Source organism: Lentzea sp. NBRC 105346, from assembly GCF_030269605.1.
Taxonomy (GTDB): Bacteria; Actinomycetota; Actinomycetes; order Mycobacteriales; family Pseudonocardiaceae; genus Lentzea.
Genome location: NZ_BSTQ01000003.1, coordinates 295862 through 319467 on the forward strand (window position 1 = coordinate 295862; position 23606 = coordinate 319467).

A 23606-nucleotide genomic window follows, 5' to 3' on the forward strand; every position below is an offset into this window, starting at 1 on the left:
CTCCCGGGAGATCTCTTCGGGCTAAGCTGAGCCCGATTGGGATCGTTTTCATAGGGAGTGGTGCTGGGTGTCGATCCACGCGCGTCCGACGCTGGAGGACGTGGCCGCCAGGGCCGGGGTTTCCCGCGCGACGGCGTCACGCGTGCTGAACTCCTCCCCGCGGGTCAGCCCCGAGGCGCTGGAGGCGGTCACGGCGGCCGTGTCCGAACTCGGTTATCAACCGAACCGCGCGGCACGGGCGCTGGTTACCCGACGCACGGGCGCGGTCGCGGTCGTATTCTCCGAGCCGGAACCGAAAATCTTCGACGACCCGCATTTCGCGCGGTTGATCCGGGCCGGCGCACGCGCGCTGGCGGACGTCGATGTGCAGATGGTTTTGATGCTCGTGCACTCCCCGGACGACCAGGCGCGCGCGCACCGGTTCCTGGCGGGCGGTCACGTGGACGGCGCGCTGGTGTTCGCACCGCACCAGAACGATCAGCTGGTGTCGATCGTGAAGAAGCTCCCGCTGCCGGTCGTCTACGCCGGTAAGCCGTGGGGTCCGCTGCGTGGCCTGCACCTGGTCGACAACGACAACGAGGGCGGCGCCGTCCTGGCCACCGAGCACCTCAGGTCGTTGGGCCGCAAGAAGATCGTGCACGTCACGGGCCCGCTGGACGAGCTGTCCGCGATCGACCGCCTGTCGGGCTTCAAGTCCGCCATGGGCATCGACGACAAGGCCGTCGCGAAGCTCACCGCCGACGGTGGGTTCACCAAGCAGGGCGGCCGCAAGGCCATGACCGAGCTGATGGCCAAGGTGCCGGACCTCGACGCGGTGTTCGTCGCGTCCGACCTCATGGCCGCGGGCGCGCTGGAAGCCCTGCAGGAGGCCGGGAAGCGCATCCCGGAGGACGTCGCCGTCGTCGGGTTCGACGACCACGTGGCGATCGCCGAGCACACCGAGCCGCCGCTGACCTCCGTGCGGCAGGACTCCGACCAGCAGGTCAAGCACATGGTCGCGCACCTGATGAAGCTCGTGCGCGAGGAGCCGGTGAAGCAGAAGCGCGAGATGCTTCCCACCACGCTGGTCCGCCGCGAGTCCGCCTGACCCGTCGAGTGAACCATGGGGGGAGCCTTCATGGACCTCAAGTCCATGAAGGCTCCCCCCATACCAACCCAGCGAGGGTGAGAGCGCTCTCAGAGTCAAATGTCGTAACCGGTGGGTGGCAGGCCGTTGTCGCGGATGATCCGGGACAACGTCGCCGCCGACTCCTTGACCGTGCGGCGCTGCGTCTCGTAGTCGACGTGCACGATGCCGAACCGCTGGCTGTACCCGGCCGCCCACTCGAAGTTGTCGAGCAGCGACCACGCCAGGTACCCGCGCACGTCGGCGCCCTGAGCGATGGCCCGGTGCACGGCCCGCACATGATCCACGAGATAACGCGTCCGTTCGACGTCAACGACGCGGCCCAGCCCGTCGACCGTGTCGGGGAACGCCGAACCGTTCTCGGTGACCACCAACGGCAGGCCGGCGGAATCCCGTGACAGCCGGACCAGCAGCTCGGTGAAGGCGTCGGCGTTCTGCTCCCACCCGAACCCGGTGAGCTCACCGCGCGGCGGCAGCAGCTCGACTCCGCGCAGCCCCGCGAACGGGCCCGGCGTCACCACGTCCCCGTCCGCGGGCGCGACGCGGGCGGGTGCGTAGTAGTTGACGCCGAGCCAGTCCAGCGGCGCCTCGATGATCTCGAGGTCTCCGTCGCGGATCACCCGCGTCCAGTCCCCCAGCCAGGCCGTCTCCAGCAGGACGTCCTCGGGGTAGCCGCGGCCGGTGATCGGGTCGAGCAGGATGCGGTTCTGCAGCCCGTCGACCTTCCGCACGGCCGTCAGGTGCTCCTCGGACGCGCCGTCCGCCCACACCGTGCTGAAGTTCAGCACGATCGACAGGCGGTGGTCCGCCGGTGCCAGTGACCGCAGCGCCGCCGTGGCCAGGCCGTGGCCGAGCAGCAGGTGGTGGGCGGCCTCCAGCGCCGCGCGCGGGTCCGCGATGCCCGGCGCGTGAATTCCGTTGCCATAGCCCAGAAACGCCGAGCACCACGGCTCGTTGAGGGTCGTCCACGCCTTGACGCGGTCGCCCAGCCGGCCGTGCACGATCGTGGCGTACTCGGCGAACCGGTACGCGGTGTCGCGGTTGCGCCAGCCGCCCGCGTCCTCCAGGGCCTGCGGCAGGTCCCAGTGGTACAGCGTCACCAGCGGCTGGATCCCGCTGGCCAGCAACGAGTCCACCAGCCGGTCGTAGAAGTCGAGCCCGCGCGTCTCGACGGCACCCGACCCGAGCGGCTGGATCCGCGGCCACGCCACCGAGAAGCGGTACGCCGCCAAGCCCAGCGAGGACATGAGCTCGACGTCGTTCTCGTACCGGTGGTAGTGGTCGCAGGCGGGGTCGCCGGTGTCGCCTCCCAGCACCTTTCCCGGTGTCGCCGCGAACGTGTCCCAGATCGATGTGCCGCGACCGTCCACTGTGGTCGCACCTTCGATCTGGAACGACGCGGTCGCGGCGCCCCACAGGAAGTCCGGCGGGAATTGCAGCAGTTCCCGCCCGACCTCGACATCCGGGTCGGTCGTCGTCATGAAGTCACCCCTTTACCGCGCCCTGCATGATCCCGCCGACGATCTGGCGGGACAGCAGGACGAACAGCCCGATCACCGGCAGCACCGCGATGGAGGCGCCGGCGAGCATCAACGAGTAGTCGGTGTAGTAACCACTGGCCAGCGCGGACAACGCGACCTGCACGGTCGGGCTGTCGTTGGGGTCCAGCACGATCAGCGGCCAGAAGAAGTCGTTCCAGGCGGTCATGAACGTGAACATGCCCATGACTGCAGCCTGTGGCCGTACCGCGGGGAAAGCCACGTGCCAAAAGGTGCGCAACACCGAGCACCCGTCCACCCGCGCCGCCTCGATCAGCTCGTGCGGCACGGTCTCCTCACACGCCTGGCGCATCCAGAAGACCGCGAACGAACCGATCAGCGCGGGCACGATGACCGCCTGCAGCGTGCCGTACCAGTCGAGGTCCGACATCAGCATGTAGAGCGGGATGACACCGAGCTGCGTCGGCACCATCGAGGTGCCGACGACGATCAGGAACAACGCGTCGCGGCCTTTGAACCGCAGGCGCGCGAAGGCGAACCCGGCCAGCGAGCCGAGCACGACGTTGGACACCGCGACGGTCGTCGACACGATCAGCGAGTTCTGCATCGCCAGCCAGAAGTCGACCGTGTCGAAGACGCGGGTGATGTTCTCCACCAGGTTCCCGCCGGGAACCAGCGGCGGCGTCGCGTCGCCGAGGACCGAGTTGTCCTGCGACGCCACGATGAACGAGTAGTACAGCGGGAAGACCGACGCCGCGAGGATCGCGGCGAGCAACCCGTAGACAAGGGGTCCGGGTTTCCGCATGGACACTCACCCCTTGGACGCGATGCGGCGCGTCAGCCGGAAGTTGAGCACGGCGATGACCGCGATGAGCAGGAACAGCATCCACGCGATCGCCGCGGAGTAGCCCGCGTCGAAGAGCCGGAAACCCTTCTCGTACAGGTACATCACGAGCGTCTGGAACTGCCGGTCCGAGCCGCCCGTGCCGAGCGCCGTGCCGCCTGGGTCGAACAGCTGCGGCTCCGCGAACAGCTGCAGGCCGAAGATCGTCGACGTGACGACCGTGAACATGATCGTCGGCCGGATCGACGGCACGGTGATGGACCAGAACGTCCGCCACCGCGAGGCGCCGTCGAGCATCGCCGACTCGTACATGTCCTTCGGCACGGACTGCATCGCGGCCAGGTACAACAGCGCGTTGTACCCGGTCCACCGCCACATCACCATCGAGCTGATCGCGAGGTGCGAGGCCCACGTCTCGGCGCGCCAGTCGATCGGGCTGACCCCTACCAGTCCGAGCAAGTGGTTCACGATGCCGAAGTCGCGGCCGTACAGCTGCGCGAACACGAGCGCCACCGCCGCCACCGAGATGACGTTCGGCAGCAACACGCCCGCGCGCCAGAACGCGCGGGCGCGCAACCCCCGGTCGAGCAGTGCGGCCAAACCCAGTGCCGCCAGCAGCTGCGGCACCGTCGACAGCACGAACAGGCTGATCGTGTTTCCGAGCGCGTTCCAGAACTTGCTGTCGGACAACAGTTCCGTGTAGTTCCCGAGCCCCAGGAACCCCTGGTCGCCGTCGACGAGGTGCCACTCGTGCAGCGACACCCACGCGGTGAACAGCAACGGGTAGAGCCCGAAGATCCCGAACACCACGAAGAACGGCGCGATGATCAGGTACGGCGTGTACTTGCCGTCCCACCGTGCCAAGCGGTTCTGGTGCCGTGGCGCGGCCGAGGCGACCGCCGGAGCGGCCGCCTCGGCGCGGTCTCGCGTGACCGTCACTTGACGGCGTCCTGCGCTTCCTTCAGCGCCTGCGCGTACGCCTCAGCCGCGGGCTGTTTGCCCTGCTCGACGCGTTGCAGCGCGGTGTTGAACACCGGCGTCACCTTCGAGTCCTTCGAGCCGCGGTAGGTCGGCTTCAGGCTGTCCGCCGAGGTGCCGAAGATCTGCCCGACGGGTGCCTTGTTGAAGTACTCATTGGTGGTCGCCGTGACCTCGGTGTCCTTGTAGACCTGAGGCTGGCTGGGCAGGTTGCCGGTCTCCTTGAAGATCCGCTTCTGCGACTCCGGGGAGGTCAGGAACTTCGCGAGCTCGTAGGCCTCCTTGGCGTGCGCGCCCTGCTTGGGCACGGCGAGGAACGAGCCGCCCCAGTTGCCGCCACCACCGGGCGCCGTCGTCACGTCCCACTTCCCGGCGGCCGCGTCGCCAGCCCCCGCCTTGATCAGGGCGAGGGACCACGCCGGGCAGGTGGTCGTGGCGAAGGAACCCTGCTTGAGGGCGACGTTCCAGTCCTGGCTGAACGGTTCGAGCGCGGCGGTCTGCTTCTTGGTGCCGAGCTCGGCCGCCTGGTCGAACGCCTGCTTCACCTTGTCGTTCTTGTCCGCGATGAACGCGTCGTCGGCCTTGGCGAAGTAGCCCTCCTCGGTCTGGTCGAGGATCGCCTTGTAGACGTTGCGAGCCGTGTCGACGAACTTCACGTTCGGCGTCTTCTGCGTGAACTGGTCGGAGACCTTCGCGTAGTCCGCCCACGTGGGCCACAGCTTCGCGACCTCGGCGCGATCCGTCGGCAGCCCGGCCGCCTCGAACAGGTCGCGGCGGTAGCACACGCCGAGGCTGCCCATGTCCGTACCGAGCCCCAGGACGAAGTCGCCGTTGTCCGTGGTGCCCTGGTTCCACTTCCACGCGGCCCACTGGCTCTTCAGGTCCTTGGCCCCGAAGTCCGCGAGGTTCACGAACTTGTCCTTCGAGGCGCGGAACTGCGCGATGTTGCCCTCTTCGATCGCCACGATGTCCGCGGCACCCCGGCCACCCGCGAGCTGCGTCGCGAGCTGCGTGTGGTGCTGCTCCATCTTCACCTTGCGCTGCTCGATCTCGATGTTCTGGTGCGACGCCTGATACTCCTTGATCAGGTTGTCGTACCCGAAGTCGGAGAACAGGCCGATCGACAGCTTGATCTTGCCGTCGCTCGAGGCGCTGCTCCCGCCACCGCATCCAGCCGCGGCCAGTACCACCACAAGGGTCGCAGCGGCGCTGCAGACCAGCCTTCTCCTCATCCGTCCTCCTCGGCGAAGCTCGATGAGAGCGCTCTCACACTCAACGCACGGCCTCTGCCTGTCAAGCCGTCGACATCGTTCCGTAACTTTGGCCGGTCCGCAGAAACACGAAAAAGAGGGGTGGCCCGGCCCTCGCTCGGGCCACCCCTCACCTCCATAGAGGGAGCATCACGACAAACGTGACGCGCCGCCCCACAGAAAAATGGGGCCGCTCTCCCCCCCGACAAGGAGAGCGGCCCCGACTATCGCCGGGCTCCCTCTTTAGGCCTCAGCCATCCCGGCGACGACTGACGTCCGAGCCGCCCGGCGAGCGGGCAGCGCGGCGGCGACGATCGCGGCCACCACGGCGGCGGCGAGCATCGCCCCGATGGACCCGTAGGGCACCGCGAACGTGAGCGAGAACTTGTCCGTGGACATCGCGGTGGTGAGGATCCAGCCGAACCCGACGCCCAGCGCGAGACCGATGGTGGCGCCGATGAGCGCCATCAGGATCGACTCGACGACTAGCATCTGCCGCAACTGCCCCTTGGTGAGGCCGAGCGCCCGCAGCAGCGCCGACTCGCGGGTGCGCTCCAGCACGGAGAGCGTCAGCGTGTTGGCGATGCCGAACAGCGCGATCACCACGGCCAGGCCGACCAGCGCCCAGATGAACAGCAGCACCTGGTCGATCTGCTGGTTGATCTCCTTCTTGGCCTCCGCGGCGCTGTTCAGCGTTGCGACCGGGGACGTGGCGATCACGGACTCCAGCGCGGTGCGCGCGGCGGCCAGGTCGGTGCCCGGCTTGAGCTTGACCAGCAGGGTCGTGTAGCCCTTGATCGGTTCCTCGCTGAGCTTGCGGGCCGTGTTCATCGAGACCAGGCCCTCGCCGAGCTCACGCCCCTTGTAGATCGCGACCACCTTCAGGGACTCCGCCCCGGCCTTGAGCGTGGAGCCGACCGCGAGGGCGCTCTCCTTGGCGGTGTCCTCGGACAGGGCGATCTCGCCGTCCTTCAGGCCACCGTTGAGCTGCCCCGACGCGAGGTCGGGCCGCACCAGCGTGCCGACCGCGTCGCCCGGCAGGCCGCGCAGGTACAGACCGCCGTACGGCACGCCGTCGGCCTTGACCCCGACGTTGACCTCCGGCGCGACCTTCTCGACCTGCGCCACCTGGCCGATCTTGGTGGCGAACTCCTCGGTCAGCGGCTGGTCGTACACCGACGAGGTGATCGTGTAGTCGGTCGGGAAACGCTTGTCGACCTGGGCGGTCGCGGTCTCGCGGCCGCTGTTGCCGACGACGCCGACCATGCTGACGATCGTCACGCCGATCATCAGGGCGGCGGTCGTCGCGGCGGTGCGCTTGGGGTTGCGGCCGGCGTTCAGCGACGCGAGCTTGCCGGGCACGCCCCGCAGCGCCCGCCCGAACAGGCGGTTCACCGGACCGACCAGGATCGGGCCGAGCATCAGGACCGCGAGCAGCACGACCATCGTGCCGCCGCCGGTCACGAAGACCGCGGCCTCCTGCTTCAACCGCATGCCCAGGCCGATGGCACCCGCGCCGACCAGCGCGACCAGGATGGCGAGGATGATCCGCAGCTTGCCGGTGCGGGCGACCTCGTCGTGGCTGTCCGGCAGCGACCGCAGCGCGGCGACCGGCGCGACCGTGGTGGCGCGGCGGGCGGGCAGCAGTGCAGCGAGGACGGTGACGACCACGCCAACGCCGAAGCCGGCGAGCACGGTCGTGAGGGTCATCGGCAGGCGGACCGTGACGTCGCCGCCCGAGGAACCAATCGAGCCGATCGCCCACTGCAGGCCGGCCGAGACACCGAGGCCGCCGAGGAGGCCGAGCACCGACGCGGCGAGGCCCATGAACAGCGCTTCGACGAGCACGCTGCGGAACACCTGGCCTCGGGCCGCGCCGACGCAGCGGAGCAGCGCGAGCTCCCTGGTGCGCTGGGCGATGAGGATCGTGAACGTGTTGTAGATGACCATCGCGGCCACCACCAGCGAGATGAGCGCGAACGCGAGCAGAAACAACTTGATCTCGCCGGCCTGACCGGCGACCTGCTCCAGCGTTTTCTTCGTCAACTCCTCTCCGGTCATGACGGTGACCTTGTCACCCAGCGAGGCCTTGAGGTTGTCGACGAGCTGCTGCTGCGACACGCCGGGCGCGGCCACGGCCGCCACCTCGTACACACTCGCCTTCGGCGCGATCGCGCGCATGCCCTCCGGCGACAGCACCACGTGGTCGGAGCCGGTGATGGACGCGCTGTTCACGCCCTGCTGGTAGGCGCCGACGAGGGTGAACTCGTGCTCCTTGCCGTCGGAGTCCATCAGCTTGATCTTGTCGCCGAGCTTCAGCTTGGCGGTCTCGAAGGTCTTCCTGTCGACGGCCGCCTCGGTGGCAGAGTTGGGGAACCGGCCGTCCTTGAGGTCGAAGTCGCGCAGCTTCTCCGTCGTCGGCAACGGACTGACCAGCGCGTTGCGCGCCTTGCCGCCGTTGCCCGGCACGAACGCCGCGCCCTGGAACTCGCGGCCGTCCGCTCCCTCGACGCCCTTCGTCTGGCGGATCTTGGCGACCATGGCCTCGTCGATCCGGTCGTCCTTGGCCTGCACGACGGCGTCGACGTTGCGCGCACTGCGAGCGAACTCGTCGCGCGTCTGCGCCTCGATGGCGTCACCGAGGACGAGGGTGCCCGTCACAAAGGCGACGCCGAGCGCGATCGCCACCGAGGACAGGATCAGCCTCGCCGTGCGGGCTTTGAGGCCCGCGAGGATCGTCTTCAGCATCACGCCCCCAGGTGCGTGAGCGCGTTGACGACGGACTGAGCGGTCGGCTCGTGGATCTCACCGGCGAGCCGGCCGTCGGCGAGCAGCACCACGCGGTCGGCGTAGGACGCGGCCACCGGGTCGTGCGTCACCATGATCACGGTCTGGCCGAGCTTGCGCACGGACATGCGCAGGAAGTCCAGAACCTCGGCGCCAGAACGCGAGTCCAGGTTGCCGGTCGGCTCGTCGGCGAAGATCACCTCGGGCCGCGCGACCAGCGCACGGGCGCAGGCGACGCGCTGCTGCTGGCCGCCGGACAGCTCGGTGGGCCGGTGGCTGAGGCGGTCGCGCAGGCCCAGCACGTCGACGATCGTGTTGAACCACTGCTTGTCCGGCTTGCGGCCGGCGAGCTCGAGGCCCAGCAGGATGTTCTGCTCGGCGGTCAGCGTGGGCAGCAGGTTGAACGCCTGGAAGACGAACCCGATGCGGTCGCGGCGCAGCTTGGTGAGGTCGCGGTCGTTCAGCCGCGTGATCTCGGTCTGTCCGATGTGGACGGATCCGGCGTCGACGTTGTCCAGACCCGCGAGGCAGTGCATGAGCGTCGACTTGCCGGAGCCCGACGGACCCATGATCGCGGTGAACCTGCCTGCCTGGAACGCGACGTTCACACCGTCGAGCGCCCGCACCGCGGTGTCGCCCTTGCCGTACACCTTCACCAGGTTGTTGGCCGCCGCGGCCGTCCGGGTGCCGACCTCGGATACCAATGCAGACATGTCCAGCCCTTCTCCGTCTCGTGTCCTGACGAGGAGAAAGGTATGGATCAGCCGCCTACGCGGACATCAACTCCGTGGCTCCTTCGGCATCAGCCTGAGGGATGACCTCGAATCGTCCTGAGGTTCGAGCAACCCGCGCGCCGCCTGTCGCGCGCTTTCGCTGGCGTACCCCCGCCTGGGGGTCCCCCTGCTTTCGATTCTTCCAGACAGCACCGACAGTTCGGGGGCGTCGAGCCGCCGGCTGTGGACAACTCGCCGCTTGTGGACAACTCCGGTGGCACCGCCCGCTACGGCTCGAGCAACCCGCGGTCGTACGCGATCGCCACGGCCTCAGCCCGCCGGCTCGCCCCCAGCTTCGCCATGATCCGCGTCAGGTGCACGCTCACGGTCTTCTCGCTGATGTAAAGCTCCTCGCCGACCTCACGGTTGGTCCGCCCCGCCGCCACCAGCCCGAGCACCGCCCGCTCCCGCGGCGTGAACAGGTCGAGGTGCTCCCGAGGCGCCGGAGCGTCGGACTTCAACGCGATGCGTGCCCGTTTCGCGGTCTGCTCGACGGCCGACGCAAGCGGTTGCGCCCCCAATCGCACAGCCACGTCCTCGGCGAGACGCAGCTGCTCGGCGGCCTCGTCCCGGCGGTCGGCACCGAGCAACGCCTCCGCGAGGCGCCACCGGCACACGGCCTGCTCGTACACGAAGCCGAACCCGAACTCGTCGACGGCCCGCTGCCACAACTCGACGGAGCCACTGCCGGAAAGCCGCGACTCCTCGGCCACGGCCCGCGCGAGCCAGCCGCGGCCCTCGGGCCCCAGCGAACCCAGGCGCGGCGTGCCCTTCTCCGCGACCGTGCGGACGTACTCCGCCAACCGCCGGCCGGCGGAGACCGCCTCCTCCTCGGCCTGCGCATCACGCTTGCGGCGGGCCTTCGCGGCGATCTCGGAGTACCCGGCGGCGCCGACCGCGCCGATGCGGATGCCCGCGAGGAACCACTCGCCGCCGAGCCTGCGCGCCCATTCCAGTGCGTCCGCGACGCGTTCCACGGCCAGTTCCGGACGCCCGCGCCACAGCGCCAGCTCCGCGCCCGAGCCGCCGGTGATCAGCGCGATCTGGATGTCGCGGTGCCAGTCGCTGCGCAGTTTGGTGATCATCCGCTCCGCCTCGGCGAACTCGCCCCGGCTGATCGCCAGGTGCGTGCCGGCGGCGGCCAGCCGGGCCTGCACGGTGCTCGACACCTGCATCCCGGGCGGCGTCGCGGCCCACGCGGCGTAGTCCCAGTCGCCCGCGTAGTAGTGCACCAGCACCCCGAGCACCCGGATCTCCAGGCCGAACGTGCTCCACTCGAGGCCGTAGTCACGGGCCCGCTCGCCCGCCTCCTTGAAGACCTTCGACGCCTCGTCGAGCACGCCCTGCTCGTAGTAGTCGAGACCGAGGTAGTAGTACGCGCGCAGCGCGGTGCTGACCGCTTCGACCGGCGTGGCGACATCGATCGCCAGCCGGAAGTTCGCTCGCGCGCGTTCGACGTCGCCGAGCCGGCCCTGGACGATCCCCAGTGACGTCAACGCGTCGGCCTCGGCGCCCTTGGTGCCGAGCACGCGCGCGTCCTCGACGGCCTCCTGGGCGAACGTCAGCGCCTCCTCCAGCCGGCCCTGGTAACGCCGCGCCGACGACAGGCCGCTCAGCACGCGCGACCTGGTCGGACCGGCCGGGCGGTCGCGCATGATCTCCCACGCACGCTCGATGACCTCGTAGTGCTCCTCCTCGGTCCCGTCGACCGTGGACAACGCCTGGGCCAGCCGCTTGAGCATCTCGGCGGCCTCTTCGGGGTCCTTCGCCGGGTCCGCGATCTTCGCGCCGCTGCGGGCGAACGCGATCGCGCGCTCGGGCTGGCCCGCCGTGCCCGCGACCCACGACGCGCGGCGCAGCAGCACCATTTCGTCCACATCGGACGGACGATCGGCCTCGGGCACGGCGTCCCAGAGTTTCAGCGCCTGTTCCAGGTAGCGCAACGACTCCGCGGGTGCGCCCGCCCGTTCGGACTCCTTCGCCGCCTTGATCGACGCGTCCAGCGCGAGCGCCAGGTCGTGGCTCTCCAGGCTGTGGTGCGCGAGCGCCGCGGCGGCACCGCGCAGGTCCTGGTGTTCCTTGAGGTGCTTGGCGTACGCGGCGTGCAGGCGCACCCGTTCACCGGGCAGCAGATCGCCGTAGACGGCCTCGCGCAGCAGGGCGTGGCGGAACGAGTAGACCTCGTTGTCCTCCACCACCAGGATGTGCTGCTCGACCGCCTGGCGGATCGCGCCGTCGAGGGTGAGGTCGTCGAGGTTCGTGACGGCCTTGAGCCGTTCGTGCCGGACCCGCCGTCCCCGCACGCTCGCGACGCGCACGACGTGCTGCGCCTCGGGGCTGAGGCGTTCCATCCGGCTGAGCAGGACGTCGGCGAGGGCGCTCGGCATGCCGTCCGGCGCACACGTCGCGACGGCGATCAGTTCCTCGGCGAAGAAGGCGTTGCCCTCGGAGCGTTCGGCGACCTGCCGCACGACGTCCTCGGGCAGGTCGTCGGTGAGCTGGCGGACGAACTCGGTGGCGTCCGCGGCGTTGAACGGCGACAGGTCCAGGCGGTCGACGGCCGGCAGCCGGACCAGCTCGCTGAGCAGCGGGCGCAGCGGGTGGCTGCGGTGCAGGTCGTCGCTGCGGTACGTGCCGACGACGAGGAGCCGCTGGTTGCGCAGACGGGACAACAGGAACGAGAAGAGGTAGCGCGTCGAGGCGTCCGCCCAGTGCAGGTCCTCGACGACCAGCAGGACCGTCCGGTCCTGGGAGAGTTCGGTGAGCAGCCCGTGCACCGCGTCGAACAGCTGCAGCTGGCCGACGTCCTGCTCGGGCCTGCGGCCGGGGATGAGCGACGGCGGCACGCCCTCGCTGCTCTCCCGCTCCTCGGGCAGCGCGAGTCCCGGCATCAGCATCGCCAGCGCGGGCCGCTTGGCGAGGTCGGAGTTCGTCTGGCTCAACGCCTCGGCGAACGGCAGGTACGGCAGTCCGGTCTCGCCGACGTCCAGGCACCGTCCCGTGAGGACGATCTTGTCCTCCGCGCACTTCGCGAGCTCCTCGACGATGCGCGTCTTACCGACTCCGGCGTCTCCCGCGAGCAGCACGGCACCCGCCGTGCCCCGATCGGCATGATCAAGGGCGGCACGCAGCCGGTTCAGCTCCCGGCCACGTGCCACCAGCGGAATTCCGGACCCCAGGCGCGCCACAGGTGGCATGTTTCCACACCTCAGGCGGCGTCGCGGTCTGCTTTTCGAGGCTCCGGGATGCGGTGCGTCACTCGGTGCCACCAGCTGGGCTGACGGCTTGACCGAAGACTCGTGTACCCGCGGTGACGCAGCGCGTCCTCACGGCGGTAGTCGATCTCTGCCTTGATCGCTTCGGGCGTCCACTCGTTCATGACGATGACAGTCGTCCTGAGGGGACACCCCTTACATCAGACGGTCACGCACTCCGCCCTCGCCGGATCCCTTACTCAGCCCACCGCCGTGCTGGACACCGACCGCGCACGGGCCAGCCGACCCCTTACCTCGTCCGCCTCGGGCGCGTTGAGCTCGCTGAACAACGCCAGCGCGCGCTGCCAGTGCGCCACCGCGCCGGCCGCGCCGAGCCGGTCGAACACCATCGCGAGCCGGTCGTGCGCCAGGGCCTGGTGGTAGGGCGAGACGGCGTCGCACGCGACGGCGAGCGCGGTGCGGGCGCTGCTCAGCGCCTCGTCGTACTCGCCGGTCTCCAGCAGCGCCGTGGCGAGGTCGACGTGGCACGCCGACTCACCGCATTGCTCCCCCACCTCGTGGTACATCCGCAGCGCGACGCGGAACCACGGCTTGGCGTCGGCGTACCGCGACGTCGCGAGGTACAGCAGGCCGAGGTGGTGGTGCGCGTTCGCCTCGGCCCACTTCGACCCGGCGGCGCGGCTGACCTCCATCGCCTCGCGGTAGTGCGACTCGGCCTCCTCGCTGCGGCCGAGGTCCTGCAGCGTGTTCGCGACCGTCGTGAGCGCGCGGGCCTGCTGGTGAACGTCCCCTTTGGACCGGGCGACCTCCAGCGCTTCCCGGTGTGAGGAAAGGGCTTCCTCGAACCGTTCGAACTGCAGCAGCGCCACGCCGAGGTTGAACAACATGACGAACCGCGCGTCCGAGTCACCGAGTCTCGTCGCGGCCTGCAACGCGGACTCCGTGCTGCGCAACCAGGTCTCGCGTTCCGTGCGCAGCCAGAAGAACCGGCTCAGCGTGTACGGCAGTTGCCAGGCATGCACGAGCCAGTCCTGCGCGTACGCCAGCTCGGCGGCCGCGATCAGGTTGCCGCGCTCGGCGTCGAACCAGGCCATCGCGTCCGCCGCGCCGCTCAGCGTCGGCACGTGCCGCGGGCGGTGCTTCGGTTCGATGTGGACACTGCCGCGGTTGAGCGGCAGCAGTTCGTCGGCGATGTCGGCGCAGTGCAGGTAGTAGTCGAGCATCCGGCCGGTCGCCTCGTGCCGTTCGTGCTCGGTCAGCTCGTCGGCGAGCGTCTTGGTGTAGACGCGGATCAGGTCGTGCGCGACGTAGCGGCCCGGTTCGGCGACGGTCAGCAGGTTCGCGGTCGTCAACGCGTCGAGGGAGCGTTGTGCCTCGACGAGCCCGACCTCGCCCATCGCGGCGACCACGTGCGGCGTGAGTGCGGGACCGGGGTGCAGCCCGACGACCGCGAGCAACCGGGCCGGGGTCGGCGACAGCGCGCGCCGGGACGCGTCCAATGCCGCGCGAACCGTGCCCTCACCGTCCTCCAGGCCCAGCGCGGCGAGCCGGCCATGCTCGTCCTGCAGCTCCGCGACCAGCTCGGCCACCCGCAGCTTCGGCGACACGGCGAGCCGCGCGGCCGCGATGCGCAACGCGAGCGGCAGGCCGTCGCACAGCTCCGCCAGCGAGTGCAGCGCGGGCATCTCCTGGTCCGACAGCCGCCCGGCGATGCGCCCGAGCACCTCGACCGCGGCGTCGCGATGCAGCATGTCCAGCTCGATGAGCCGCGCCTCGACCTGCGCGACGAGCCCGACGAGCCGCCGTCGTGACGTGACGATCACGCAGCTCGGCGCGCCGGGCAGCAACGGCAACAGGTCGGCGCTGCCCCGGACGTTGTCCAGCATCACGAGCATCCGCCGGTCGGCGAGCATCGTGCGCAGCAACGCCGACCGGTCGTCGATGCTCACCGGCATCTCCGCCGCGGGCACGCCGAGGCCGCGCAGAAACCCGTTGAGCACCTCGCCGATCTCCAGCGGCTCACGGTTCGGGTCGTACCCGTGCAGGTCGGCGTAGAGCTGCCCGTCGGGGAACTCCTCGCGCACGCGATGCGCCCAGTGCGAGGCGAGCGCGGTCTTGCCGACGCCCGCGGGCCCGGTGACCACGAGGACCAGTCCGGGATGACTGCGCAGCAGCGCGTTCATGTGCTCCAGCTCGTCGTCGCGCCCGATCAACGTGCCCGGCGCGCGCGGCAGCTGAGCCGGAATCGTCACCGGCGCCTGCTGCGGTTCCGCGGCCGGCGCGATCTTCAACGCGGGCCGCTCGGGCTCCGGGCTGTCCCCGGCGAGCACGGCCTGGTGCACACGCCGCAACTCCGGCCCCGGCTCCACGCCGAGCTCGTCGATCAACACGCGCCGCGCCTCGCGGTACGCCGCCAATGCCTCGGCCTGCCGCCCCGCCTGGCAGAGGGCCCGCATGAGCAGCCCGTGCCCGCGTTCCCTCAGTGGATGCTCGGCGACGACCCCACTGAGCTGGCTGATCAGCTCGGCTCCCTGCCCGATCGCGAGCCCCAACTCGGCCCGCTCCTCGAGCACGGCGAGCCGCCGCTCGATCAACCGCCCACGCTCGACGTCCGCGAACAGCCCGTTCAACCCGCCCAGCGGCTCGGCCCGCCACAACGCCAGCGCCTCGTCGAGCTCGACCGCCGCCTGCTGCAGGTCTCCGGCGGCCCTCAGCCGGTGCGCCACGGCCACCTGCTGCTCGAACACGTCGAGGTCGAGCGCCCCCGGTTCGACCCGCAACAGGTACCCGTCGCCGACGCTGGTGAGGGTCTCGGCCGGAGCACGTCTTGCCCGGCTGGGCTCCAGTACGCGTCTCAATCCGGCGACGTAGGTCTGGACCAGGTTCACGGCGGAGCTGGGCTCGTTGTCACCCCAGACCGCCTCGATGATCTGGCCACGACTAACCGGGGTGTTGCGCGCCAGCAGCAGCACCGCCAGTACCGCGCGCTGCTTCGCCGCCCCCAGATCAACCTCGTGACCAGCACGAACGACCCGGAGAAGGCCCAGAACCTCGAACCGCAGGGGTTCCTCGCCGTGCGTCACCGACCATTCCTTCGCCGCAGGGGCCGACCTCGCCGGAAGATCACTTCAGTCCGGCTCCAGTCGTGCTGTAGAACGCATTCTTACGCTAAGCGTGTCCAACCAACCACAGACGGCGAGATCGACGGAAAACCTGAGATCATCCGGACCTGGAGGGTTGGGCCAGACGGGCGAACACCGCTCGTCTCCATGATCGACGTGGGTCGGCCGGCGTGCAAGGGGCATCCAGCCCGCGGCGGCGGAACGCCGGCCGGCTCACGTCCCCCTGTCGAAGGCCCCGCCCCTCCCACCGGGCGGGGCCTTCGTCTTGTCTTGCTTTCTGTCTTGCTTTGTCTTTGCTCGGCTGCCGGTTGCGTGGTCTTTGGCTGCCGGTTTCGTGCGTGGTCGCCTTTTGTCGGCTGCCGGTGTCGTGAGGCGCTGCGTCTTCCGGGACGCGCTTCGCGCGTGCGATTGGGGCTTGACTTGGGGCCCCTCGCGGCGTGGTGGGCCGGCTCCGCCGGCAGATGCACGATCTGCCGGCCCAACAAGGGCTACCACACCGCACCCCAAGTCAAGCCCCAATCGCTTCCGTACGTGCCCACCAGACGCGCCCCACTCTGGGTGCGTGGTCGCCTTCGGTGCGGTCGCAACACGCGATGCGAAGCGAGCGCCCCACCCGCGCGCGCCAGCGCGCACAACCACCAGGTGGTGGGCCCCTCCCGTCGCATCGCAGGCGAAGCCCTGCCGCATCCGAGACCCCAGGTCAAGCACGCTTTTCGCTTGACCTGGGGTCTCGGATGCGGCTGCCTCAGGTGCGATGCGACGGGAGGGGCACACCACCCCAACGCAACCCACTACGAAACGACACCACGGCCGGGCCCCTCTTTGAGCTGAGCCGGGGTCCGGGGCGGAGCCCCGCGCACGAAAGCCGCCGCGTCACCCAACGCAACCCACCACAAAAGCCGCCGCGTCAACACAAACGCAAGCCGACCAGCAACGAGCAAAGCCTCGCGACACCCGAGAACGGCGTCGCGAGGCCTCACCCCTGCCCCGCAAAGAAGCTCAACGCGCCGAGAACCCCCCAGCCTTGGCAGCCGCGAGGAACCCAACCCACCCGGATGTGCCGAACCGCAACCGGTCCCCACAAGCGTTCTTCGAGTCACGAACCGCAGCACCCTCACCAACGAGGGCGACCTCAACACAGTCAGGCCCAGCTGCCGACGAACGCGAACTCTTCCGCCAGTTCAGGCTTTCCACGTGCTTTCACTCCCGGTTCCGCGCGAGAGTGCGAGCGGCTTCGGTGATCAGGACGGCCGAATCCTCGGGACCCAACGCGGTCGTCACAAGGCGCTCGAACATCTCGACGTACGTATGGACGTCCGATGGATGCTCCAAATAGACGCCACTCCTAGTGCTTTCGATGTATACCACGTCCGGATCCAGGTTCTCGGGGAAGCTCAGGATCACGAACGGGCCGTCCATCGCGGCGTGGCCGCCGACGCTGAACGGGACGATCTGCAGGGTGACGTTGGGCAGGGCACCGACGTCCAGCAGCCGTTGCAGCTGCCGGCGCATCACGGGGGCGCCACCGACCAGGCGGCGCAGGGCCGCCTCGTCGATGACCACGTGCAGGCGCAGGGGGTCTTCCTCGTAGAGCAACGCCTGGCGCGCCGTGCGCAGGGCTACTCGGCGGTCGATCTCGGACGGGGTGGCCGAGGGCATCACTTCGGAGATCAGGGAGCGGGTGTACTCCTCGCACTGGAGCAGGCCCGGGATCATCAGGCCCTGGTACTGACGCAGGGCTTCGGCGTCGGCTTCGAAGCCGACATAGCGGCCCGGCACGATGTCGCCGAACTCGTCCCACCACGCTTTGCGGCGGGCCTCCCTGGCCAGTTGGACCAGTTCTTCGAGAACGTCCGAAGAAGCGCCGTAGGCGGTCAGCATGTCGCGGACGTCGCGCGGGGTCACGCCCACGCGGCCCGTTTCGATTCGGCTGATTTTCGAGGCCGAGCACTCCAGGCGTTCGCCCACCTCCTCGATCGTCAGCTGCGCCGCCTCACGCAGCCGGCGCAGTTCGCTGACCAACCGGCGCTTGCGCAGGGTTGGGCTGCTGCCCCGTGGCATCCGGAACCTCCCACTGATCCGTTGGCCAGTTTTGTGGTTGCGGCAGACGGGGCAAAGCGAAGTCATCCATTCGTGTAGTGCAACTTGCAGTTGACCTCTCGCGGGCAGCACGCTGCCAGAGGCAAACCCTGCGAGGAGGCGAGACGCCATGGAGAGCGGCGAGCATCCGGTGACCGTTTTCCGTCAGCTCGACCGGTCGTTGCGCGACCACCTCTCCACACTCGAGAGCCTCGCCCAACGCGGTGACGACCAGACCGCGATCGCCCTCGCCCGCAACGAGCTGCCGCGCATCGTCGCGGTCGTTCGCGCGCTGCTCGACCAGCACCAGCCCGACGAGAACGGGCGGTGCCCCACGTGTCGTCGCGGACGGTGGTCGCGGCGCGCTCCCGCACCCTGTCGCGCGTACATCGGCGCCCAGTTGTGTCTGATGCTCGGCGAGCAGGAGTCACGGCACGGCAAGCATCTGCGCAGTGTCGGTTAACCAGGCGTGACGATCGGGTTCAAGATCACCCCGGTCGGCTGACATTTGTGCGTTCGGCCCGATTTGCCCGTCATGATGTCAACGGCGACGCGGCCACGTATCTCAACCGACACGGAGGTGTTCCCGTGCCGAACCGCGCCTTATTAGCGCCTTAACGAGCGCAAGCACTCCCTCACCCCGGCACGCCCTGCACTCCTGCAGGGCGTTGTCGCGTACCCCGAGAAAGGCATCAGGCATGAACAACCCGCATCCGAACAGGTCCCACGCGCACGAGCACACCACTGCGGGACCACCGGCGAGAACACTCCTGAAGCACGACCTGCCCGCGTCGTTCGTGATCTTCCTGATCTCCATCCCGCTCTCGCTCGGCATCGCGGTCGCCACCGGTGCGCCGCTCATCGCCGGCATCGTCTCGGCCGTCATCGGCGGCGTCGTGGTCGGCGCACTCAGCGGGGCACCGCTGCAGGTCAGCGGACCGGCCACCGGACTCGTCGTGATCGTCGGCGGCCTCGTCGCCGAGTACGGCTGGCCCGCCACCGCGGCCATCACCCTCGCCGCCGGGCTGCTGCAGCTCGCGCTGGGGCTCACCGGCATCGGACGGCTCGCGCTGTCCCTCTCCCCCGCCGTCGTGCACGGCATGCTCGCCGGCATCGGCATCTCCATCGCGATCGGGCAGCTCGTCGTCGTGCTCGGCGGCACGGCGTCCAGCTCGGTGCTGGAGAACCTGCGGCGCCTGCCCGCCGAGCTCGGCAGCACGCACATCGGATCGGTGGTCGCCGGAACCATCACCATCGCGGTGATGCTGTTGTGGCCACGGATTCCGCGCTCGTCGCTCATCCCGGCGCCGCTGGTCGCGGTCGGCGCGGGCACGGTGGTCAGCGCGCTGCTCGCCCTCGACCTGGCGCGCGTGCACCTGCCCGGCCACCCGCTCAGCCTGATCGTCCTGCCCCAGATGCCGAGCGGCAGCGTCGGCGGCGTCATCGCGGCCGTCGTCACCGTGGCGCTCGTCGCGAGCGTGGAGTCGCTGCTGTCCGCCGTCGCCGTCGACAAGCTGCACGACGGGCCGCGCGCGAAGCTCGACCGCGAGCTGATCGCGCAGGGCGCGGGCAACGCCATCGCGGGCGCCCTGGGCGGGTTGCCGATCAGCGGTGGCATCACGCGCAGCTCGACGAACGTCGCCGCGGGCGCGAAGACCCGGTATTCCACAGTGCTGCACGGGATCTGGATCGCGGTGTTCGTGATCGCGCTCGGCGGTGTGCTGGAACTCATCCCGCTCGCCGCGCTGGCGGGTGTGCTGATCGTCGTCGGTGTGCGGCTCGTGTCCGTCGACCACATGAGGACCCTGTTGCGGCACAGGGAGTTCATCGTCTACGTCGCGACCGTGCTCGGCGTCGTCTTCTTCGGACTGCTCGAAGGCGTCGTGGTCGGGCTCGCGATCGCGTTGCTGCGCGCGCTGTTCCGGCTCACGCACTGCTCGGTGCGCGTCGATGGCGACCGCGTGTGCGTCCGCGGCTCCCTGGTGTTCCTGGGCGTCGGCCGGTTGGTGCGCGAGCTGCGGCGCATCCCGCTGGGCCGCCGGGTCGTGTTGGAACTGCACGTCGACTACCTGGACCACGCCTCGTACGAGGCGATCAACGACTGGCGCGAGGGCTACGAGCGCCTCGGCGGCCGGGTGGAGGTCGACGAGGTGCACGACACCTGGTACGACCGCGCACACCAGGGCAAGCCGGGACGGCGCAAGACGTTGCCCGGACCGCTGCCGCGTTGGTTCGCGCCGTGGTCGCATTGGCAGGGAACGACTCTCACGCTGCCCGCACAGCGGTCCGAGAGCGACCCGATGCTCGTCGGTATGCACGAGTTCGAACGCCGGTCGGCACCACTGGTGCGCCCGTTCCTCGCCGAGCTCGCCGCGCGGGGCCAACGGCCGCAGCAGCTGTTCGTCACGTGCGCCGACTCACGCGTGGTGCCGAACCTGATCACCACGTCCGGTCCGGGTGACCTGTTCTGCGTGCGCAACATCGGCAACCTCGTGCCCACGCACTCCTCCGACGACCGGTCGGTCGGCGCCGCGATCGAGTACGCGGTCGAGGTACTGGGCGTCTCGTCGATCGTCGTGTGTGGACACTCCGACTGCGGCGCGATGAAGGCGCTGGTGCAGGGATCCGCCGGACGCGGGTCGCACCTGCACTCGTGGCTGCGCAACGCCGAGCCGTCGCTGATCCGGTTCCACGAGCCGTCGGCGCCGGGCTGCGCGGACCTGCCCGTCGCGGACCGGTTGTCGGTCGCCAACGTGGCGCAGCAGCTGGACAACCTGCTCGGTTACCCGAGCGTCCGGGAGGCGATCGCCGCGGGCTCACTCACCCTTGTCGGGATGTACTTCGACATTTCCCAGGCGCGGGTCTACCTGGTGAACCCGGACCGCAACGGCCTGGAGCCGGTCCCGGAACCCGCCCACTGACGCTATGGGGGGAGCTTTCCAAGCACTGACCGCTTGGAAAGCTCCCCCCATAGCAACTCAGCAGGCCTGGATCCAGGTGCACTCGACGTCGGTGCGCTGGGACGCGGGCGGTGGCGCGACCATGGTCGTCATCACCTGTTGCCCCTTCACGTCCGACGCCAAGCGGATCGCCACGCGATCCTCCAGATCCTTCGGTGCGTTACCGATGAAATTGTTCTGCACCAAGGAGAACACGAACTGGCGACCGTCCGCGGAAGTGACGTAGCCGGAGAGCGCCGTCACGCCGGTCATCGAACCGGTCTTGGCGTGCACGTTGCCCTCGGCCGGAGTGCTCTTCATGCGGTTGACGAGCGTGCCGTCGCGTCCGGCGATCGGGAACGCCTCGTACCACGTGGAGAACCACGGCTTCGACCGTGCCGCGACGAGCAGCGACGCCAGCTGGTCCGGCGAGATCTGGTCCATTCTGGACAGACCCGAACCGTCCTCGACGTACAGCTCGGCGGGGTTGATCCCGAGCGCGGCGAGCTTCGGCCGCAACGCCGCGAGACCGCCGTGCCACGACTTGCCCGCGGTCTTCACCAGCACCTCGGTCAGCATGTTGTTGCTGGCCTTGAGCAACGGCACGATCAGCTCGCGCAACGGCATCGAGTCGCGGTGCGCCGCCTGCACGGCCGACGCCGGCGTAGCCCCGGCAACAGTGCCACCCTGCACAGCGACACCGTTGGCGGCCAACGCCTTGCGGAACACGTTGGCGACGAGCCCGCTCGGGTCGTGCACGGTAGCCAGCACGTCGCGGCCACCGGAGGTCGCGCCGCTGACGCGGATCACGTTCGTCCCGTGGTCGCGCAGCACGCTGACCGACCCCGGCCCGGTGACCGCCGTGTTCACCACCTGCACGTGCGTGTTGGGCGGGTCCAGCTCGACCCGGACCGGTTGCCCGGCAACGGAAGGCCGCACCTTCACCAGGATCGTGCCCGCGCTGAACGCCGCGTCCGGCGACAGCGTCAACGCCGATGTCTCCGCGTTGTACGCATAGGGTTCGTCGTCCCACGCCCAGCCGAGCGCGTACGGCACCTGGTCGAACGCCGTGTCGTCGACGACCAGCGAACCGGTCACGACGCGGATTCCACCGGCCGCCAGCATGACCGCGAGATCCTGGTAGTGCTTGGCGGCCATCGTCGGGTCACCGGTTCCGCGCAGGTACACGTTGCCTTGCAACGTATCCCCAGCGCGCGAACCGTCGGTCAGCACGTCGGTGCGCCAGCGGAAATCCGGCCCCAGCGTCTCCAGCGCCAGGGCCGTCGTGAGCATCTTGAGGTTGGACGCGGGCTGCATGCGGCGCCCGCTCGAACTGCTGAACACGACCTCCCCCGACGTCGCGTCCCGGACGACGAGCCCGGCCTGCGCGTTCTTCAGCCGGGTGTCGGCGAGGATCGCGGAGAGGTCCTGCCCCAGCGGGTCGCCGTCCTGGGCGACGGCACCGCCGCCGCCCGGGACGAGCAGAAGACCTGCGAGAGCGAGGAGTAAGCCTCGTCTCACGCCTCGATCTCCGAGCGGTCACCGGACCACAGCGTGTGGAAGCTGCCCGGCTTGTCCACGCGGCGGTAGGTGTGCGCACCGAAGAAGTCGCGCAGCCCCTGCACCAGCGACGCGGGCAGGCGCTCGGACCGCAGACCGTCGTAGTAGGCGAGCGCGGACACGAAGCCCGGCGTCGGCACCCCAGCCTCGACCGCGCGCACCACCACGCGGCGCCACGCCTCCTCCGCCGCCTTGACCGCGTCGCGGAAGTACCCGTCGACGAGCAGCGACGGCAGGTCGGCGTTCGCGTCGTACGCCTCGCGGATCCGGTTCAGGAACCGCGCGCGGATGATGCAGCCGCCACGCCAGATCGTCGCCATGGCACCGAGGTCGATGTTCCAGTCGTAGTTCTTCGACGCCTCGCGGATCATGTCGAAGCCCTGCGCGTACGCGACGACCTTGGACGCGTACAGCGCCTGCCGCACGTCCTCGACGAGCTGCTCGTCGGGCTTCGCGACGACCTCGGACGCGCCGAACGCGTCCCGCACGGCCTTGCGCTGGTCGGTGTGGCCGGACAGCGACCGCGCGAAGACGGCCTCGGCGATGCCGGTGACCGGCACACCCAGCTCGAGCGCCTCCTGGACGGTCCAGCGGCCGGTGCCCTTCTGCTCGGCCGCGTCCTCGATGACGTCGACCAGCGGCCGGTCGCCGGAGTTGTGCGCGAGCACCTCGGCGGTGATCTCCACGAGGTACGACTCGAGGTCGCCGGTGTTCCACTGCTTGAAGACCTCGGCGATCTGCGCCGGCGACTGCCCGCCGACCCGGTTGAGCAGGTCGTAGGCCTCGGCGATGAGCTGCATGTCGGCGTACTCGATGCCGTTGTGCACCATCTTCACGAAGTGGCCCGCGCCGTCCGGCCCGACGTGCACGCAGCACGGCTGCCCATCGACCTTCGCGGCGATCTCCTCGAACACCGGGCCGACGTGCACGTACGACTCGGCGGGTCCGCCCGGCATGATGCTCGGCCCGTTCAGCGCGCCCTCTTCACCACCGGAGATGCCCGCACCGACGAAGTGCAGGCCCTTCTCGCGCAGCGCCTTCTCGCGGCGGCGCGTGTCCGCGTAGTGCGCGTTGCCGCCGTCGATGATCATGTCGCCCGGCTCCAGCGCCGCGGCCAGCTCGTCGATGACGGCGTCCGTCGGCCCTCCCGCCTTGACCATGATGATGATCTGGCGTGGCTTCTGCAGGCTCGCGACGAGCTCCTCGACCGTCTCCGCCGCGACGAAGTCACCCTCGTGCCCGTGCTCTTCGATCAACGCCTTCGTGCGCGTTGGGGTCCGGTTGTGGACGGCCACCCGGAACCCGTGCCGCGCGAGGTTGCGCGCCAGGTTGCTGCCCATCGTGGCGAGTCCGGTAACGGCGATGCGCGCCGTGCCTTCCGTAGTCATGCGGCACAGCTTGCCGCGCCCGGTGTGAGTTCGCGAGAAGTCACAG

General features: G+C 69.5%; 15 protein-coding genes. 3 read left to right on the plus strand and 12 right to left on the minus strand.

Translation table 11 applies throughout. The features are described from left to right. Positions 1-67: 67 nt before the first annotated feature. The gene (locus QSK35_RS08840) at positions 68-1087 is read left to right on the plus strand and encodes a LacI family DNA-binding transcriptional regulator (protein WP_285744082.1); all 1020 of its coding nucleotides are present in this window, start codon (positions 68-70) and stop codon (positions 1085-1087) included. Positions 1088-1182: 95 nt separating this feature from the next. Here QSK35_RS08840 and QSK35_RS08845 read toward each other — a convergent pair whose 3' ends face one another. From QSK35_RS08845 to QSK35_RS08890, 10 genes are all read right to left on the minus strand, one after another. Beyond that, positions 1183-2607: a GH1 family beta-glucosidase gene (locus tag QSK35_RS08845; protein WP_285744084.1), complete on the minus strand. Its 1425-nt coding sequence runs from the start codon at positions 2605-2607 to the stop codon at positions 1183-1185. Positions 2608-2611: 4 nt separating this feature from the next. After that, positions 2612-3430, minus strand: coding sequence for a carbohydrate ABC transporter permease (locus tag QSK35_RS08850; protein WP_285744086.1), 819 nt, complete (start codon positions 3428-3430; stop codon positions 2612-2614). 6 nt (positions 3431-3436) lie between these two features. Next, positions 3437-4333, minus strand: a complete 897-nt coding sequence (locus QSK35_RS08855) for a carbohydrate ABC transporter permease (protein WP_352243575.1) — start codon at positions 4331-4333, stop codon at positions 3437-3439. Between the two features lie 71 nt (positions 4334-4404). Further along, a complete protein-coding gene (locus QSK35_RS08860) occupies positions 4405-5679 on the minus strand; it encodes an ABC transporter substrate-binding protein (protein WP_285744088.1) in 1275 nt (424 codons plus the stop codon). Positions 5680-5940: 261 nt separating this feature from the next. Further along, positions 5941-8445 (minus strand): ABC transporter permease, encoded by a 2505-nt coding sequence (locus QSK35_RS08865; protein WP_285744090.1) that lies wholly within the window; start codon positions 8443-8445, stop codon positions 5941-5943. Continuing rightward, entirely contained in the window at positions 8445-9197 is a 753-nt protein-coding gene (locus QSK35_RS08870) for an ABC transporter ATP-binding protein (RefSeq protein WP_285744092.1), read from the minus strand. The genes QSK35_RS08865 and QSK35_RS08870 overlap by 1 nt, the downstream gene beginning before the upstream one ends. A gap of 287 nt (positions 9198-9484) precedes the next feature. Then, positions 9485-12454, minus strand: coding sequence for a helix-turn-helix transcriptional regulator (locus tag QSK35_RS08875; RefSeq protein ID WP_285744094.1), 2970 nt, complete (start codon positions 12452-12454; stop codon positions 9485-9487). Between the two features lie 257 nt (positions 12455-12711). Then, positions 12712-15555 (minus strand): AfsR/SARP family transcriptional regulator, encoded by a 2844-nt coding sequence (locus QSK35_RS08880; RefSeq protein ID WP_285744096.1) that lies wholly within the window; start codon positions 15553-15555, stop codon positions 12712-12714. A 1038-nt stretch (positions 15556-16593) separates the two neighbouring features. After that, positions 16594-16788: a DUF397 domain-containing protein gene (locus QSK35_RS08885; protein WP_285744097.1), complete on the minus strand. Its 195-nt coding sequence runs from the start codon at positions 16786-16788 to the stop codon at positions 16594-16596. Positions 16789-16794: 6 nt separating this feature from the next. Next, positions 16795-17655 carry a helix-turn-helix domain-containing protein gene (locus tag QSK35_RS08890; protein ID WP_285744098.1) on the minus strand — a complete coding sequence of 287 codons (861 nt, stop codon included), beginning with the start codon at positions 17653-17655 and terminating at the stop codon, positions 16795-16797. A 148-nt stretch (positions 17656-17803) separates the two neighbouring features. Between QSK35_RS08890 and QSK35_RS08895 the strand changes: the two genes are divergently transcribed. Then, complete coding sequence (locus QSK35_RS08895) at positions 17804-18136, plus strand: hypothetical protein (RefSeq protein ID WP_285744100.1); 333 nt, start codon at positions 17804-17806, stop codon at positions 18134-18136. 235 nt (positions 18137-18371) lie between these two features. After that, positions 18372-20594, plus strand: coding sequence for a SulP family inorganic anion transporter (locus QSK35_RS08900; RefSeq protein WP_285744102.1), 2223 nt, complete (start codon positions 18372-18374; stop codon positions 20592-20594). 57 nt (positions 20595-20651) lie between these two features. Here the strand turns inward: QSK35_RS08900 and dacB are convergent, their stop codons facing one another. Together dacB and gnd are read right to left on the minus strand one after the other, a co-directional pair. Continuing rightward, on the minus strand, positions 20652-22133 hold the full coding sequence (gene dacB, locus QSK35_RS08905) for a D-alanyl-D-alanine carboxypeptidase/D-alanyl-D-alanine endopeptidase (protein WP_285744104.1): 1482 nt from the start codon (positions 22131-22133) through the stop codon (positions 20652-20654). Then, positions 22130-23560, minus strand: coding sequence for an NADP-dependent phosphogluconate dehydrogenase (gnd, locus tag QSK35_RS08910; protein WP_285744106.1), 1431 nt, complete (start codon positions 23558-23560; stop codon positions 22130-22132). Before gnd ends, dacB begins: the two co-directional genes overlap by 4 nt. Positions 23561-23606: the final 46 nt, after the last annotated feature.